Raw genomic sequence first — 16,948 nt, 5'->3', positions numbered from 1 at the left:
GCTTATGCCGGAGGTTGTTGTGGCAAGAAATCCCAAGGTCGCTTTCATCGGAGCTGGCTCGACGGTGTTCATGAGGAACATCGTCGGCGACATATTGCAGCGTCCGGCTTTATCCGGCGCGACGATCGCGCTGATGGACATCAATCCGCAACGGCTCGAGGAAAGCGCAATCGTCGTCGGCAAGCTGATCTCGACGCTTGGCGTAAAGGCCAAAGCCGAAACCTATTCGGACCAGCGCAAGGCGCTGGCGGGCGCCGATTTCGTCGTCGTCGCCTTCCAGATCGGCGGCTACGAGCCCTGCACGGTGACCGATTTCGAAATTCCGAAGAAATACGGGCTGCGCCAGACCATCGCCGATACGCTCGGTGTCGGCGGTATCATGCGAGGGTTGAGAACCGTGCCGCATCTCTGGAAGATCTGCGAGGACATGCTCGCGGTCTGCCCGCAGGCGATCATGCTGCAATATGTCAACCCGATGGCGATCAACACCTGGGCGATCGCGGAGAAATACCCCGACATCAAGCAGGTCGGCCTCTGCCATTCGGTGCAAGGCACGGCAATGGAGCTGGCGCATGATCTCGACATTCCCTGCGAGGAGATTCGCTACCGCTCGGCCGGCATCAATCACATGGCCTTCTACCTGAAGTTCGAGCATCGCCAGCCGGACGGCTCCTACCGCAATCTCTATCCGGATCTGCTGCGCGCCTACAGCGAAGGGCGGGCGCCGAAGCCTGGATGGAATCCGCGCTGCCCGAACAAGGTGCGCTACGAGATGCTGAAGCGCCTCGGTTACTTCGTCACCGAGAGCTCCGAACATTTCGCGGAATACACGCCCTATTTCATCAAGGACGGGCGCGAGGATCTGATCGAGAAATTCGGTATCCCGCTCGACGAATACCCGAAGCGCTGCATCGAGCAGATCGAACGCTGGAAGGGGCAAGCGGAAGCCTATCGCTCGGCTGACAAGATCGAAGTGGAGCAGTCGAAGGAATATGCGTCCTCGATCATGAACTCGGTCTGGACCGGCGAGCCGTCGGTGATCTACGGCAACGTCCGCAACAATGGCTGCATCACGACATTGCCGTATAATTGCGCGGCCGAGGTGCCATGCCTCGTCGACGCCTCCGGCATTCAACCCACGTTCATTGGCGACCTGCCGGTGCAGCTCACCGCGCTGATCCGCACCAATCTCAACGTCCAGGAGCTGACGGTCCAAGCGCTGATGACCGAGAACCGCGAGCACATCTATCACGCGGCGATGATGGACCCGCACACGGCGGCCGAGCTCGACCTCGACCAGATATGGTCGCTGGTCGATGATTTGCTGGTTGCGCATGGCGATTGGCTGCCGGCCTGGGCGCGTGGAGCGCGCAGCGTTCGGGCGGCCTGAGGCGCAGGGCTGTCTGTTTCACTCACCTATGCCGACCATAGGGCCGGCTTTGAAAGCGGAGCGGCGTTGCCGGCAGATGTTTCGAAATCAAAGAGCTTCTGCGTTACGAGAGCAGCCGCTCCCCTTGCCCAGGAATTGTCCTCCCAGTCCAGCAGCATTGGTGGTGCCGCGCGAAAGGTATTTTTCCCAAGCGTCAGCCGCATTGGGCCAAACAGCGCATCGCCAAACGACACGGCTTCACCGCCGACGACAATGACCTCCGGGTCGGTGATGTTGACAAGATTGGCGAGATGCCGGCCGATGCCATGTCCGGCTTCTTCGAGAATGGCGACGGCTCGCGGTTCGCGGTCTGCCAAGGCTGCCATAAGGCTGACTTTGCTATCCGTTTCGTTGTGCCCGGTGGCTTCGCGCCAGGTGCGCAGGATCGCCGGCTCGGCGTAATAGGCCATCAAGCAGCCGCGTTTTCCGCACTCGCAAAGGCGGCCGTTCTCCTCATAAGAGCTGTGGCCGAACTTGCCGGCGGCACCGTTCGCGCCGCGATAGAGTTTGCCATCGAAGACGAGCGCGCAGCCGATTCCGACGCCGATCGCCAGCACGGCCATATTGCGGTGCTGGCGTCCGAGGCCGAAGAGTTGCTGGGCAATGGCATAGGCATTGGTGTCGTCCTCAAGCCACACGGGGACGTCTACCAGTTCGGCCAGCATCGGGCCAAGGGGAACGTTGTCCCAGTTGTAGCGATTGCTGCGGATACACACAGCCTTCTGGTTGTCTATGACGCCAGGCATTGAAATGCCGATCCCGGCAAGCTTGGCAGCGGGCCGATCGACAATCGAAATCAGCTCCGGCACCGCCTTGGCCAAGGTCGCTATGATATGGTCGGGATCGCTGTCCGAGAGCTTGACGCGCAGAGAGCCCAGCGGATTGGTCGCAAGATCGGTGACCACGCATTCGACCGATCCGACCATCAGCTTGAAACCTATGGCAAGGCCGTTGGCATAGTTGATATCCACCGGGATAGGGCGGCGCCCAGCCGAGCCCACGACTGTCTTGCCTTCGATCAGCAGGCCATCCTCGATGAGGTCGGCCACGACGAAGGTGACCGCTGCCGGACTAAGGCCGGTAACTGACGCTATGTCGGCCCGGCTGCGCGCTCCTTCCTGCCGCAAGAGATTGAGGATCAGTCTGCGGTTCATCGCCCGAGTCGTGCTCGGGTCACCCTTGAGCTTCACGGATCCGCTTTCTTAATTTTGTAAATTAATTATTGCCTCTCGAGAAAACGTATGCATAAGTTTGCCCGACTGTTCAACACCCGAACCGGGGGTCAGCGAAATTAATCCGGTTAGCAATATCACCGCGCTCTGAAGGAGCGGGCAAGCATATTCCCTTGCCCGGGAGGTGAGCGGTGCCGGTGAGAAGAACAACCGCGCCGGCCGGTGTGCCAGTAGAGAAATTGACAACACGGGAGGAGTAACAATGACGTTCAAGTGGATTGAAAAGCCGTCGACGCGGCGCAATTTCCTGAAGGGAGCTGGGGGCATTTCCGCTGGAGCCCTCGCGGGCTTCCCGATGCCGGCACTCAGCCAGTCGAGCGAAGTCACCATCATTTCAGACGAAAACAATGCCGATGCCCTGCGGATCTTGCGGCGCATTGCGGCCGACTTCGAGAAGCAGTCCGGCACCAAGGTTGTGATCAACAATATGGATCACGAGGCCCACAAGACCGCGATCCGCAACTACCTTGTCGCCGGGGCGCCGGATGTCTGCTTCTGGTTCTCCGGAAACCGCATGCGCGCCTTCGTCACCCGCGGCCTGTTCGACGACATTTCGGATCTGTTCGAGAAGGAAAAGTACAAGGACGTGCTGGGTGCCATGACCGGTGCCGTCACTGTCGACGGCAAGCAGTATGGCCTGCCGACTGGCGGCACGATGTGGGGCATGTTCTATCGCAAGGACGTCTTTGCCGAGCACGGACTGACGGTGCCGGCGACCTGGGACGAATTCCTGGCTTACGGCCAGAAGTCCAAGGCTGCCGGCCTTATTCCCGTCAGCATCGGCACCAAGGAACTCTGGCCGGCGGCCGGATGGTTCGACCAGATGAACCTGCGGATCAACGGTCTCGACAAGCACTTTGCCTTGATGAACGGCAAGATGGCTTACACCGACCCGGCGCTGACGCCTGTTTTCGACCACTGGGAAGAGCTGATCAAGCAGGGTTTCTTCACACCGGATCAGACGTCGTTCGGCTGGCAGGAGGCCGGCGCCTTCCTCGCCCAGAAGAAGGCCGGCATGATGAACCTCGGTGCCTTCGTGAAGGCTACTTTCCCTGAGCAGGATCTCGAGCAGCTGACATTCGCTCCTTTCCCGAAGATTGACGGCGCCCTCGACCGCTACGAAGAATTCTCGGTCAATTCGGTCCACATCCCGGCCAACGCCAAGAACAAGGCGGGTGCCCGCGAGTTCCTCGCCTTCTTCTACCAGCCGGAAAATTTCGGCCCTTATCTGGAACCTGGCGGCAACGTTCCGCCGCGCAACGACCTTCCGGCCAGCAAGGATCCGCTGGTCAACGCAGCCGTGGAAAGCCTGAAGACGGTGGCCGGCACATCGCAATATTACGACCGCGATACCGATCCCGACATGGCCCAGGCCGGCCTGGTCGGCTTCCAGGAATTCATGGCCAAGCCGGAGCGCCGGGACGCCATTCTTCAGCGTCTCGAGGGAACCCGTCGCCGGATCTTCAAGATCTAGCGCCTCCCAGCGGAGGGGAGCGGGGTTCGTGCTCTGCTCCCCGATGCTTTCCGTGAATGAGGTCTCCCAAAATGACGAAGCTTTGGCGCCGCCATCGCTGGTGGCTGACACCGACACTTCTGATTCTGCCCGCCGCTGTGCTGTTTTCCGTCGTCATTCTGGCATCTGCGGTCGAGAGCCTATGGATCAGCCTGCACGAATGGGACGGCTTCAGCCCGATGGTCTGGATCGGCCTCGGCAACTACCGCGAACTGTTCGCCGACCCGCAGTTCTATGTTTCGCTGAAGAACAATCTGATCTGGTTGGTGATGTTCATGCTGGCGCCGCCGCTCGGCCTCGCCATCGCGCTGCTCGTCAACCAGAAAATCCGCGGCATGCGCCTGCTCAAATCGCTGTTCTTCATTCCGCTGGTGCTGGCTTCGGTTGCCGTCGGCGTGGTCTTCACCTGGGTCTATACGCCGGAATTCGGACTTCTCGCCCTGATATTCCGCACCTTCGGCGCGACCGCCCCGGCAGTGCTGTCGGATGAAAATTTCGTCACCTTCGCCGTCGTGATCGCAGCGTTGTGGCCGCAGATCGCCTTCTGCATGGTGCTCTATCTCGCCGGCCTCAACAATCTCAGCGAGGACCTGATCGGCGCCGGGCGGGTCGACGGCGCCAGGGGCTGGAACATGCTGCGCCACATCGTGTTGCCGCAGCTGACGCAGGTCACCTTTATCGCCATCGCCGTCACTGTCGTCGGCGCACTGCGTTCCTTCGACATGGTCTCGGTGATGACCAGCGGCGGCCCCTTCGGTTCGTCCGAGGTGCTTGCCTATCAGATGTTCGAGCAGTCCATATTTTCCTACCGCTTCGGCTATGGCGCGGCCATTGCCTCGGTGCTGTTCGTGATCATGGCGGTCTTCATCGCCTGGTACCTGACGCGGATGATCCGCGCCGATGAAAGAGGCGGCTGATGTTTCCCCGCCCGATTCCCGAGATTGCTATTTGGCAGCGTGGCCTCTATGTCGTGCTGGTGGTCGGCATCCTGATTGTCTGGCTGGCGCCGCTCTTTGCCATCATCCTTACCTCGTTCCGCTCTACGCAGGATGTCATGGGCGGCAATCTGTGGGGCTGGCCGACCCAATTCGGCCTGGTCGACAACTACACGGCGGTCTTCACCCAGACGCCGATGGCCCGCTACTTCCTCAACAGCCTGACGATCACCATCCCCTCGGTGATCGGCGTTCTCATCTTGAGCACGCTCGCCGGGTTCGTGCTCGCCCGTTACCGTTTTCGCGGCAACATGCTCGTCTTCGCCCTGTTCGTCGGCGGAAACTTCCTGCCGCACCAGATCATGATGATCCCGGTGCGCGATCTCATGGTGCGGCTCAACCTCTACGACACGATGGCCGCCCTGATCATCTTCCACATCGCCTTCCAGACCGGGTTTGCGACACTGTTCATGCGCAACTTCATCGCCGCGTTGCCGGGAGAACTGTTTCAGGCCGCCAGGGCCGAGGGCGCGACACCGTTTCAGACATTGGTACATGTCGTGGTGCCGCTGGTGCGGCCGGCTCTTGCGGCGCTGGCGATCCTGCTCTTCACCTTCATCTGGAACGATTATTTCTGGGCGGTCGTGCTCACCATCAGCGATACCGTCAAACCGGTAACCGCCGGCCTGGCCAACCTGCGCGGCGAATGGGTTTCGGCCTGGAACTTGATCTCGGCCGGAACCATCGTTGTGGCTTTGCCGCCGGTTGCCATGTTCTTCCTAATGCAGAAGCACTTCATCACCGGCCTCACCATGGGAGCGGTCAAGGGATGAGCGACCATGGCTTCAAGGCGTCGCCCCGATCCGAAACTCATTTCGCAAGCAGGGCTCCATGACCAGTCTTGAACTCCGGCAGATACAAAAGAATTATGGCAGCTACCACGCGCTGCGCGGCATCGATCTCAGCGTCGAACAGGGCGAGTTCATTGTCACCGTCGGGCCGTCCGGCTGTGGCAAGTCAACGCTGTTGAAGATCATCGCCGGGCTTGAAACCGTCTCGACCGGTGAAATTCTCATCAACGGCCGTGATGTCACCACCACCGAGCCGGGTGAGCGCGGCATTGCCATGGTCTTCCAGTCCTATGCGCTTTACCCGCATATGACGGTCGCCGAGAACATGGGTTTCGGCCTGCGCATGGCGCATCGCCCCAAGGCCGAGATCGATGCCGCCGTGCTGCGAGCCGCCAAGATCCTTCGCATTACCGACCAGCTCGACAAGCGGCCGAAACAGCTTTCCGGCGGCCAGCGTCAGCGTGTGGCGATCGGCCGTGCCATAACCCGCTCGCCCGACGTGTTCCTGTTCGACGAACCGCTATCCAACCTTGACGCAGCGCTGCGCACGCAGATGCGCGTCGAGCTTTCCGATCTGCACGCCAGGCTCGGCGCCACCATGGTCTATGTCACGCACGACCAGACCGAGGCGATGACAATGGCGAGCCGTATCGTCGTGCTCAATCGCGGCTCGGTCGAGCAGGTGGGCGCTCCGCTCGAACTTTATCGCAATCCGGCCAACCTTTTCGTCGCGGGCTTCCTCGGCGCACCCCGGATGAATTTTTTCGAAGTGACCGTCGCCGCCGTCTCCGGCGGCGCCGCCACGCTGTCGACCGCCGGTCTTTCTCCTTTGACTGTCGAACTGACGGAAGCGGCATCCGTACAGGTCGGCGATAGGGTGACGATGGGGATTCGGCCGGAGAGCATCAGCTTGGCCGCGGAAGGGACAGCGAGTTTTGCAGGACGGGTACGGCTGGTCGAGCATCTCGGCCGCGAGACCATCCTCTATGCCGACGCCGGCCCGCTGCAATGCGTCAGTTCCGAAAGCGGCAGCGGCAACGTCACCGTCCAGATCGGCCATGCGAGTGCCGTCGCCGCCGATGCGACCGTCGGCTTCAAGGTCGAGCCGCGTGACGTCTATCTCTTTTCCTCTGTCGATGAGCGGACAATCAGTGCCCGCAAATCCACCATCACCGACTGACCTGCAGGAGTATCCTTCGTGAACAAGACTTCAAACGGCCGCGCCCTGTCGGTCTGGCGCACGATCCAGACCGACCGCTTTCTGGTCGGCGCGCCGCATTACCCCGAGCATGTGGACGAGAGTTACTGGGACAATGACGCCAGGCGCATGGCCGAGGCCGGCTTCAACGTCGCCCGCCTCGGCGAATTCGCCTGGCACATTTTCGAACCGCGTGAAGGCATCTTCGATTTCAGCCTGTTCGACCGGGCAATCGAGGGGCTGGCGCGTCACGGCGTCAACACGATCTTGTGCACGCCGACCGCCACTCCGCCGCGCTGGCTGACCGCAAAGCATCCGGAAATCCTGCGGCTTGATGGAAATGGCCGGTCGATGGGCCACGGCTCGCGCCAGTATGCCGACACCAGCAGCCCGGTGTTTCGCGACTATAGCCGCAAGATCACCAACGCGATGGCGGACCACTACCGCGACAATGCAAATGTCATAGGCTGGCAGACCGACAACGAACTCAACACCAGCATGCCGGAATCCTATTCGCCGTCGGCATTGAAGGAATTCCAGGCTTATCTCCAGGAAACCTACAAGACGATAGACAGGCTGAACTTCGCCTGGGGTGGCGATTTCTGGGCGACGGCTTACGGCGATTTCAGCGAAATTGTCTTCCCGCTGGATTTTTCCCCGTCCTTTCCCGGTCCCGGTCACCTCCAGGACTACCACCGTTTTCTCGGCTTTTCGACAGCACGGTTCCAGCACGACCAGGTCGAGATCCTGAGAAAAGCGAATGCCAGTTGGTTCATCTTCCACAATCTCGGCGGATTGCGTGACATCGACTTTCGCGGCCAATTCTCCACCGATCTCGACTTCGTCGGCTACGACATCTATCCGTTCCTCTATGACGAGTTCTTTCGCCTCGGCAATCACGCCAAGATCCAGGCGCTGCATCTCGACATCTGCCGGGGATTTTCCGGCAACTACATAGTGCCGGAACAACAGTCGGGTTTTGGCGCCCAGCCGGGCTTCTGCACGCTGACGCCGGAGCCGGGCGAAATGCGACGCATGGCGATGTCGTCGGTTGCGCGTGGCGCCGATGGGATCATGTTCTTCCGCTGGCGTCCCGCACATTTCGGCGCCGAGATATACTGGATGGGCATCATCGATCACGATGATGTCGCTCGCCGCCGCTATGACGAAGCCAGGCAGTTCGCCACCGAGATGACGGCGCTTAAAGACAAGATCCTAGGCACCCATGTGCGGATGGATGTCGGCATCGCCGGCTCGGACTTCGACAATCAGGAAGCCCACAAGACCTTCCCCATCGGCCTGCCAAGTCCGCAGGATGATGCAACCTTGCTGCATCAGTATTGCTATGACCGCGGCATCGCCTGCGGCTTCATCCACCCGGAAGACGATCTGTCGAAGCTCAAGGTGTTCTACGTGCCGCATTGGGTGATCTGGAAGGACAGCTGGACCGAGCGGCTGCAAGTCTTTGCCGAAAATGGCGGTACCGTCATCATCGGCGCGCGCACGGGAACCCGCGACGAAAACAACCACGTCATCCGCGAGACAGCGCCGGGCCAGTCGCTGTCGAAGCTGACCGGCGTTCGCGTCGAGGATTTCGGGCGGCTGGCGGCACCCGGGGCCAATGGCCTGTTCAATACCATGTCGCGCTCCGGCGGGCTCGTCATTCCTCCCGACAGACCGGCCGAATCCAGCCGCCGTATCCGTCGTTTCACCGTCGGAAACCACGAGTTCGATGCCGGTTATTTCTATGAGAACCTCGCAGTCGAACCGGAAGTCGAAATTGTAGGGGTTTGGTCGAACCGCTATGCGGCGGGAACGCCCGCAATTACCTCCCGCGCCGTCGGCAAGGGCCGTGTGCTCTATGTCGGCACTTATCTAACCCCGGAGCTGACAGCTCAACTCGCTACGCGCACTTTCGTGGATGCGAATGTGGAGCCTCTGGTTCCGGATCTGCCGGACGGCGTCGAGGTCACGATGCGCGAGAATGACGAACGCCGGCTGCTGTTCGTGCAAAACATCAAAGACACGCCCGTTGCGGTAACCGGCGTTCCCTTCGGCAGCAACCTGCTCGATAGCGAAGGACCTGTCTCCGGAGTGTTGACGCTGGACGGCTATGGCTGCGCTGTCCTCGAATTGATCTGAGCATTGTCGCGGACGTTAGCCATACGAAACCTGAGTACTCTTTGATCCTGGAATTCGACCGCCATCGGCAGCACGCCGGCATCGATCCATATCGAACCGGCGCTTTGACGTGCGCAAGGAACGGCCGGCGAACTGCTGTTGCTCCCATTCAACGACGGCAGTTACACTACCGGCCGCGACCATCGGAGCCGATGGCGGCATCTCGTTTCATCCTTGTGAGCGCCATGAATTTCGACATTTCCGTCCGAACCGAGGCCTTCCGCAGCCGGATCGCCGATTTCGTCGAGCGCGAAATCCTGCCGCTCGAGGCTGACAAGGCTTGCTATGACGGCCATGGCAATATTGCGCTGCCGCTGCTTGAAACGCTGCGGGGCAAGGCGAAAGCAGCCGGCCTGTGGTGCCTGCAACTGAAACCCGAGACCGGCGGGGCCGGCCTTTCCAAGGTGGATATGGCCGTCTGCTATGAAGAGATGAACCGCTCGATCTTCGGTCCGGTCGTGTTCAATTCCGCGGCCCCCGACGACGGCAACATGATGGTGCTGGAGCGACTGGGGACGCCGGAGCAGAAGCAAAGATGGCTGAAACCGATCGTCGAGGGCAAGGTGCGCTCGGCCTTTGCAATGACGGAACCGCACCCGGGCGGCGGCTCCGACCCGTCGATGATCATGACCAGAGCCGAACGGCGTGGCGACAGATATGTCGTCAAAGGCCGCAAATGGTTCATCACCGGCGCGCAAGAGGCGAGCCACTTCATTCTCATTGCGCGCACTTCGGACGATCCGCGTCACGGCCTTTCGGCCTTGCTGTTCCACAAGGACCAGCCGGGCTGGCGGATCGTGCGGCGCATCGAGATCATGGGACCGGAAGAACATGGCGGCCATTGCGAGCTGGAGTTCGACGGCCTGGAAGTCCCGGTCGAGGACGTGCTTGCCGGCGAAGGCAGCGGCCTCCGGGTTACCCAGGTCCGGCTCGGTCCGGCGCGGCTCACCCATTGCATGCGTTGGCTCGGGCTTGCCAAGCGCTGCATCGAGATCGCGCGCGCCTATGCCGCCGAGCGTAGCGGTTTCGGGCAGCTTTTGGCCGACCGTGAGAGTATCCAGCTGATGCTCGGCGACCTTGCCATGCGCATCGAGATCGGGCGGCTGCTGGTGATGAAGGCGGCCTGGGAGCTCGATCGCGGCGGCTTTGCCCGCAAGGAGGTCTCCATGGCCAAGATCCAGGTCGCCAACGTGCTGCACGACGCCGCCGACGTGGCGATCCAGATCAACGGCGCCCGCGGCTATTCGAAAGACACTGTACTCGAATGGATCTACCGCTACGCCCGCCAGGCTCGCCTGGTCGACGGCGCCGACGAGGTCCACAAGATGGTGCTCAACCGCTTTCTCAACGAGGAAGGTGCGGGCTTCTGGCGCTGGCATGTCGAAGCCGGCAGACAAGACGAAACAGGTCGCGGCGGGAACCGCTGAGCTGGCAATGAGGATGGATTTCGATCCAGTACGCCTGGAGGATTTTCTGAGAGCGCATTTTGGCGATGGCCAAATGTCGCTTGAGCGGATCGTCGGCGGCCAATCCAACCCGACGTATTTCGTCGACTATGGCGGCCGCCGCATGGTTCTGCGCAAGAAACCTCCGGGACCGATCCTGCGCAGCGCTCATGCGGTCGATCGCGAGTACCGGGTGATCAAGGCGCTAGCGTCGACAAAGGTGCCGGTGCCGCGGCCGGTGCTCTATCACGACGGCGACGAGCCGCTCGGCACGCCGTTCTATCTGATGCAGCGGCTCGACGGCCGGGTGTTCCACGATGGCTCGTTGCCGGGACTGGCGCCGGACGAGCGGCGCGGCATCTATTTCGGCACGGCCGAGGCGCTGGCAAAGCTGCACGCAGTCCGGCCGGAAGAGGTTGGGCTCGGCGACTATGGCCGTCCCGGGAACTATTTTGAGCGACAGATCGCGCGCTGGACCAGACAGTTGCGGGAATCGCCGAGCGAGCGCATTGCCGCGCTCGAAGCCGTCGCCGAATGGCTGCCGCGACATCTTCCGCCAGATGACGGCCGCGTCTCGATCGCGCATGGCGATTTCCGTCTCGGCAATCTCATCTTCCATCCCGAGCGGCCCGAGGTGATCGGCATTCTCGACTGGGAATTGTCGACGCTTGGTCATCCGCTTGCCGATGTCGGCTTCTGCTCGATGCCCTGGCATTCCTCATCGGACGAATATGGCGGCATCCTCGGCCTTGATCAGGCAGCCCTCGGGATTCCGACACAGCGCGAATTCCTCGATCATTACTTCGCCCACGCCGTGCCGACGGCGCCGCTGCAGCGGTTCCATCTGGTGTTTGCCATGTTCCGCTTTGCCGTGATCTTCGTCGGCATCGCCGACCGCGTGCTGGCCGGCAGCGCGGTTGCGGCCGATGCGGCGGATGTGGCACCGCTGGCCGGCCGTTTTGCTGCACGCGCCATGGAAGTCATCGACGGCGCGCGGCCCTGGTGACGCGAGGCTGGCAGTCGGCTGAGCGAGTTGCAGCGATACGCGTTCAGTTCATGCGAACTTCCGGTTCGGCAAGCAGTGGAATCTCCAAGCCACGCCGCAAGCCGGTCGCCACGACCGACACCCTGAATTTTCCGGCGAGTGCCTTGTCGAAGATGGCGCCGACGATGATGTCGGCATCGTTGTCGACCTCCTCGCGGATGCGGGTAGCGGCTTCGTCGACCTCGAACAGCGTCATGTCCATGCCGCCCGATATCGAGACAAGGACGCCCTTGGCGCCCATCATCGAAGCTTCGTCGAGCAGCGGGTTGGCGATTGCCGCTTCCGCTGCCTTCTTGGCGCGGCCTTCTCCGGCGGCTTCGCCGGTTCCCATCATGGCGCGGCCCATGTCGCGCATCACCGACTTCACATCGGCGAAGTCGAGATTGATCAGGCCTTCCTTGACGATCAGATCGGTGATGCAGCCGACACCCGCATAGAGGACCCGGTCGGCCATGGCGAAGGCGTCGGCGAACGTGGTTCTGGCGTCGGCGATCCTGAACAGGTTCTGGTTGGGAATGACGATGACGGTATCGGCGCTTTCGCGCAGGCGCTCGATGCCCTCATCGGCAGCGTACATGCGGCGCCTGCCTTCGAAGACGAATGGCTTGGTGACGACGGCAACGGTCAGTATTCCAGCTGCCCGCGCTGCCTGCGCTATAACAGGCGCGGCACCGGTGCCGGTTCCGCCTCCCATGCCGGCGGTCACGAAGCACATGTGCGTTCCAGCAAGGTGATCCATGATCTCGTCGATGGATTCCACGGCCGCGGCACGGCCGACCTCGGGCAGGGACCCGGCGCCGAGACCTTCGGTGATATGAGCGCCCAACTGGATCAGCCTCGTTGCCTTCGACATGGCAAGGGCCTGGGCATCGGTGTTGGCGACGATGAATTCCGCGCCCTGCAGGCCTTCGGCGATCATGTTGTTGACGGCGTTGCCGCCGCCGCCGCCGACCCCGACGACGGTGATCTTGGGCCTCATCTCCGAGATTACCGGCCTCGTCGCGGTGTTCATTGCCGTTCTCCCTGGATACGCCGAGTGGTCGCTGGAAGCTTGTCCCGGGCGCACTGCGAAAACTCTGAACCGGGCAGTGCGAATCAGGACAGCCCAGAATGCAGGGAATCAGAGCGCGGAGCGGGCTGCAAGTGCGCGATGTGCCTCATAGGCGACTTGCGTCTGAAAGTTCACGCAATGCGCCTTGATACAGTGCAGATCATGGCGCGTGGCGCCGCACGCTACAACTTCGGCGCGAGGCACTGCGCGACATGGTCGGCAATCGTCAGGCAGGAGGTCAGGCCGGGGCTTTCGATGCCGAACAGGTTGACCAGGCTATCCACGCCGTGCACCGCCACGTCCTGGACGACGAAGTCGGCATTGGCCTCACCGGGACCGGACAGTTTTGGCCGGATGCCGCTGTAAGCGGGTTGCAGGCTGCCATCGGCCAGGTCCGGCCAGTATTTGCGGATCTCGCTGTAGAAGCGCTCGCCACGAGCCGGGTCGACGCGATAGTCGAGTTGATCGGTCCATTCGACGTCCGGCCCGAAGCGGGCGACGCCGTCGAGATCGAGTGTCAGATGAACACCGAGCCCGCCGGGTTCGGGCACCGGATAGATCAATCGCGAGAACGGCGCCCGGCCGGCCACCGAAAAATAATTGCCCTTGGCATAATGGAGCTTTGGCACGAATTGCTGATTGAGCCCTTCAAGCGAACCGGCAAGTGCTGCGGCGCCAAGCCCGGCGGCATTGACGAAACGCGGAGTGGCGATCTCGAAGCGCTCGCCGCCGGCAGCGTCCACCGTCTCGAGCACGACGCGGCCTGCTTCGATGCGGCCGGAGGCGATGCGCGTGTTGAGACTAAGTGCCGCCCCGTGCTCCTCGGCGTCGCCCAACAGGGCGAGCATCAGGGCATGGCTGTCGATGATCCCGGTGGCCGGCGACAGCAACGCCGCCGTACACTTAAGGCTGGGCTCCAGCGCATGCGCCTCGGCTTCGCTCAAAGGCACCAGGTCGCCGGCCCCGCAAGCGCGTGCATTGGCCCGGATTGAGGCGAGCACCGGCTCCTGTTCGGCACTTGTGGCAACGATGAGCTTGCCGCAGCGCGCGTGTGGGACCGCCCGCTCCTCGCAATAGCGATAGAGTCTTTCCCGGCCGGCCACGCAGAACCGGGCCTTCAGCGATCCAACCGGATAGTGGAGGCCGGCATGGATGACCTCGGAATTGCGCGAGCTTGTCCCGGTGCCGATAGCGCTCTCGGCTTCCAGGACCAGCGTACCGATGCCGCGCTGCGCCATCTCTCGCGCGATCGCCAGGCCAACAACGCCGGCGCCGGCGACAATGCAGTCGACATGGTCCACGGTTAGGTCAAGCCGAAGTTCTGCATGCGTCCATCCATCCGCTGGCCCTGCCGAAAGCGCTTGACACTATACCGTTCGAGAAAGATGCATCAAACGGCATAACGCACGGGGACCTGCCGAGCCGGACCGGCGGCAGGACTGTTCCGCGTGCAGCATCAGGAGCCGTCATGGATGCACGACCGAATTCTCCCGAAGCCCGCGACATAAGCTTTCACATGCATGGCTATACGAATGCGCGCAAGCATCAGGAATCGGGGCCGCTCATTATCGAGAAGGGCGACGGCATCTATGTCGAGGACCTCGCCGGCAACCGTTATATCGAGGCGATGGCCGGGCTTTGGAGCGTCGCGGTCGGTTTTTCGGAGAAGCGGCTGGTCGATGCGGCAGTACGGCAAATGTCGAAGCTGCCTTACTATCACGATTTCGGCTCCAAATCGCATTCGCCGCTGATCGATCTCGCCGAGAGGCTGGTGCAGATGGCGCCGGTGCCGATGAGCAAGGCGTATTTCACCAATTCCGGCTCCGAGGCCAACGATTCGGCCATGAAGATGATCTGGTACCGGTCGAATGCGCTCGGCCAGCCGGCGCGCAAGAAGATCATCAGCCGCAAGAAGGGCTATCACGGCGTCACCATCGCCTCGGCAAGCCTGACCGGACTGCCCAACAACCACACTTCCTTTGACCTGCCGATTGCCAATGTGCTGCATACCTCGACGCCGCACCATTGGCGCGAGGCGCTGCCGGGTGAAAGCGAAGAGCTGTTTTCGACGCGGCTCGCCGACGAGCTGGAAAAGCTGATCCTCGCCGAAGGACCGGAAACCATCGCCGCCTTTTTCGGCGAACCGATCATGGGCGCCGGCGGCGTCATCGTTCCGCCGGCCGGCTACTGGGAGAAGATACAGGCGGTGCTATCGAGATACGACATCCTGCTCATCGCCGACGAGGTGATCTGCGGCTTTGGCCGAACAGGTGAGATGTTCGGCTCGCAGACCTTCGGCATCAGGCCCGACATCATGGTGTTGTCGAAACAGATCTCTTCGTCCTACCTGCCGATCTCAGCCCTGCTGATCAATGACAAGGTATTCGAGCCGATCGCCGACGAGAGCAACCGTATCGGCACCTTCGGCCACGGTTTCACCGGCGGCGGCCATCCTGTTGCGGCAGCGGTCGCGCTCGAGAACCTGAAGCTGATCGAGGAGCGCGACCTTGTCGGCAATGCGCGTGCGGTCGGCGCGCATTTGCAGAAGCGGCTGCGCACGCTCGCTTCGCACCCGCTTGTCGGCGAGGTGCGCGGCATCGGCCTGGTCGCGGCGGTCGAGCTGGTCGGCGACAAGGCAAACAAGACGCCGTGGGAGACGGCCGGCGCGCTGGGCGGGCTCGTCAACGGTTTTATGCAGCAGAACGGCGTCATCTCGCGCAATATGGGCGACGCGCTGGCCTTCTGCCCGCCGCTGATCATCAACGAGCCGCAGGTCGACCAGGTGATCGACGCGTTTGAACGGTCGCTCGAGGCTGCCGCCAAGCAGGTCCGATCGCAGAGCTGAATAGGCAAAGTCGATTTTGAAACCTGAAAACAAAAACGCCTCGGCGACGGCTGGCAGAAGGTTACCCTCCACACCCGTTGCTGCCGTTTAGTCTCCGTGCTTTGTTTTCGCAGATGAGGCGCTGAATCCTTCCAGTTCCTCGCCGATTCCTGAAAGTGCGTTGACGATCGTCGCCTCGACGTCGCCACGCTGTTTCTGGGGAATCAAGCCAAGTCCTTTTTGTATCGCTTCACGCCAATGTTTCCCCCCGTCCCACGCTTCCGAAAACGCGATGGCGAGATCGTCCTGGCGACGGGTAGCTTCCAGTGCCTCGACCAGAAGTGCTGCCTGGTGGACATCCTTTTCCCGCTTGCCCACGCCGTTTGCGTTGTTCTGTCGGCGCGAGGCAACGATCAGCTTGTGAACCGCATATCGTCCGGGCGACGGTACCACGACAGGCACTCCCGATCGATGCAGCAGCACAGTTCTGATTGGTTCGTGGATCAGGAAATCGAGAAACCGAAGAGGCTGCGCGGATGCACCGCCCAAAGACGGCATCGAGGTTGCATGATCGGCGTAGTCATCGCTGCCCGTGTTCGGTGTAAGGAACTCGACCTTGTATCGGACTGCGTTCTCGAATTGCGTCGCGTGTCCGGGATCTGATCTGTAAGGGATTTCCCTGAAGGTTGGGTCGATCTCCCTCAAGATTTCGAGGATGGGCGGCAGGCTGTCCTCGACCGCGGCCGACACGGAATGGAATAGGGCGAAGTCTGCATCGCCCGTCTGCAACGCTGCACCGGGCAGCTTCACGCCCAGATAGCCCGCGTAGGACTGAAAGGCGACTGTGCCGACCAGGACGCCGCGCAAGCGGAAGATGCCAGCCTTCCCCAGCGCCTCGACGACATCCCCGGTGAACCTTTCGGGTTCTGTCAGCCCTGCCTCGCGCACGAGCGTGGATACCAGCTTCCTGCGGGCGCGGAGGTCGTCCTTGATCTGACGGAAGGATTCGACGCGTTTTGCAATCTCGGGATCGCTGTCAGGCCCGACATACCGTCGCGTCTTCGTCGGCTGCGTTTCCTCGAAATACCAGTATACCTTGCCCTTGACGGGCACCTTGACGAGATTGCCCGTCGTAGGGAAATCCGTTTCGAAGGCTGCGTCCAAGGATCGCTGGACGAGTTCCGCATACATCGTGCGGTAAACGAGGTCGACCGTCTTCATGTCGGGCGGCTCCGGTTATAAGA

13 protein-coding genes are annotated in these 16,948 nt (G+C 61.7%); 9 read left to right on the top strand and 4 right to left on the bottom strand.

Annotation, left to right across the window (positions count from 1 at the left end; all coding sequences use genetic code 11):
* Window positions 1-19 precede the first annotated feature (19 nt).
* On the top strand, window positions 20-1,390 hold the full coding sequence (locus tag NKI47_RS02970; protein ID WP_352587335.1) for an alpha-glucosidase/alpha-galactosidase: 1,371 nt from the start codon (window positions 20-22) through the stop codon (window positions 1,388-1,390).
* A 26-nt stretch (window positions 1,391-1,416) separates the two neighbouring features.
* Here NKI47_RS02970 and NKI47_RS02965 read toward each other — a convergent pair whose 3' ends face one another.
* On the bottom strand, window positions 1,417-2,619 hold the full coding sequence (locus NKI47_RS02965; RefSeq protein WP_352569054.1) for an ROK family transcriptional regulator: 1,203 nt from the start codon (window positions 2,617-2,619) through the stop codon (window positions 1,417-1,419).
* Between the two features lie 244 nt (window positions 2,620-2,863).
* Here NKI47_RS02965 and NKI47_RS02960 point away from each other — a divergent pair, with 244 nt between their 5' ends.
* From NKI47_RS02960 to NKI47_RS02930, 7 genes are all read left to right on the top strand, one after another.
* Entirely contained in the window at window positions 2,864-4,135 is a 1,272-nt protein-coding gene (locus tag NKI47_RS02960) for an ABC transporter substrate-binding protein (protein ID WP_352576428.1), read from the top strand.
* 71 nt (window positions 4,136-4,206) lie between these two features.
* Window positions 4,207-5,091 (top strand): carbohydrate ABC transporter permease, encoded by an 885-nt coding sequence (locus tag NKI47_RS02955; protein WP_023677182.1) that lies wholly within the window; start codon window positions 4,207-4,209, stop codon window positions 5,089-5,091.
* Window positions 5,091-5,942 carry a carbohydrate ABC transporter permease gene (locus NKI47_RS02950; protein ID WP_352576430.1) on the top strand — a complete coding sequence of 284 codons (852 nt, stop codon included), beginning with the start codon at window positions 5,091-5,093 and terminating at the stop codon, window positions 5,940-5,942. The genes NKI47_RS02955 and NKI47_RS02950 overlap by 1 nt, the downstream gene beginning before the upstream one ends.
* Window positions 5,943-6,000: 58 nt before the next feature.
* On the top strand, window positions 6,001-7,140 hold the full coding sequence (locus NKI47_RS02945; RefSeq protein ID WP_352455369.1) for an ABC transporter ATP-binding protein: 1,140 nt from the start codon (window positions 6,001-6,003) through the stop codon (window positions 7,138-7,140).
* 18 nt (window positions 7,141-7,158) lie between these two features.
* Window positions 7,159-9,300, top strand: coding sequence for a beta-galactosidase (locus NKI47_RS02940; RefSeq protein WP_352587330.1), 2,142 nt, complete (start codon window positions 7,159-7,161; stop codon window positions 9,298-9,300).
* Between the two features lie 224 nt (window positions 9,301-9,524).
* Window positions 9,525-10,766, top strand: coding sequence for an acyl-CoA dehydrogenase family protein (locus tag NKI47_RS02935; RefSeq protein ID WP_352576516.1), 1,242 nt, complete (start codon window positions 9,525-9,527; stop codon window positions 10,764-10,766).
* 7 nt (window positions 10,767-10,773) lie between these two features.
* Window positions 10,774-11,790: a phosphotransferase family protein gene (locus NKI47_RS02930; RefSeq protein WP_352587517.1), complete on the top strand. Its 1,017-nt coding sequence runs from the start codon at window positions 10,774-10,776 to the stop codon at window positions 11,788-11,790.
* Between the two features lie 43 nt (window positions 11,791-11,833).
* Here the strand turns inward: NKI47_RS02930 and ftsZ are convergent, their stop codons facing one another.
* Window positions 11,834-12,841 (bottom strand): cell division protein FtsZ, encoded by a 1,008-nt coding sequence (ftsZ, locus tag NKI47_RS02925; protein ID WP_023677189.1) that lies wholly within the window; start codon window positions 12,839-12,841, stop codon window positions 11,834-11,836.
* 221 nt (window positions 12,842-13,062) lie between these two features.
* Window positions 13,063-14,181, bottom strand: coding sequence for an NAD(P)/FAD-dependent oxidoreductase (locus NKI47_RS02920; protein ID WP_023677190.1), 1,119 nt, complete (start codon window positions 14,179-14,181; stop codon window positions 13,063-13,065).
* Window positions 14,182-14,348: 167 nt separating this feature from the next.
* Between NKI47_RS02920 and NKI47_RS02915 the strand changes: the two genes are divergently transcribed.
* A complete protein-coding gene (locus NKI47_RS02915; protein WP_352587327.1) occupies window positions 14,349-15,725 on the top strand; it encodes an aspartate aminotransferase family protein in 1,377 nt (458 codons plus the stop codon).
* Window positions 15,726-15,812: 87 nt separating this feature from the next.
* Here the strand turns inward: NKI47_RS02915 and NKI47_RS02910 are convergent, their stop codons facing one another.
* On the bottom strand, window positions 15,813-16,925 hold the full coding sequence (locus NKI47_RS02910) for a nucleotidyltransferase family protein (protein ID WP_352587324.1): 1,113 nt from the start codon (window positions 16,923-16,925) through the stop codon (window positions 15,813-15,815).
* Between the last annotated feature and the right edge of the window lie 23 nt (window positions 16,926-16,948).

Origin of the sequence: Mesorhizobium sp. M0633, from assembly GCF_040320645.1 — a bacterium.
GTDB lineage: Bacteria > Pseudomonadota > Alphaproteobacteria > Rhizobiales > Rhizobiaceae > Mesorhizobium.
Note: the sequence above shows the minus strand (reverse complement) of the source record. Positions and strands in the feature narration are given on the sequence as shown.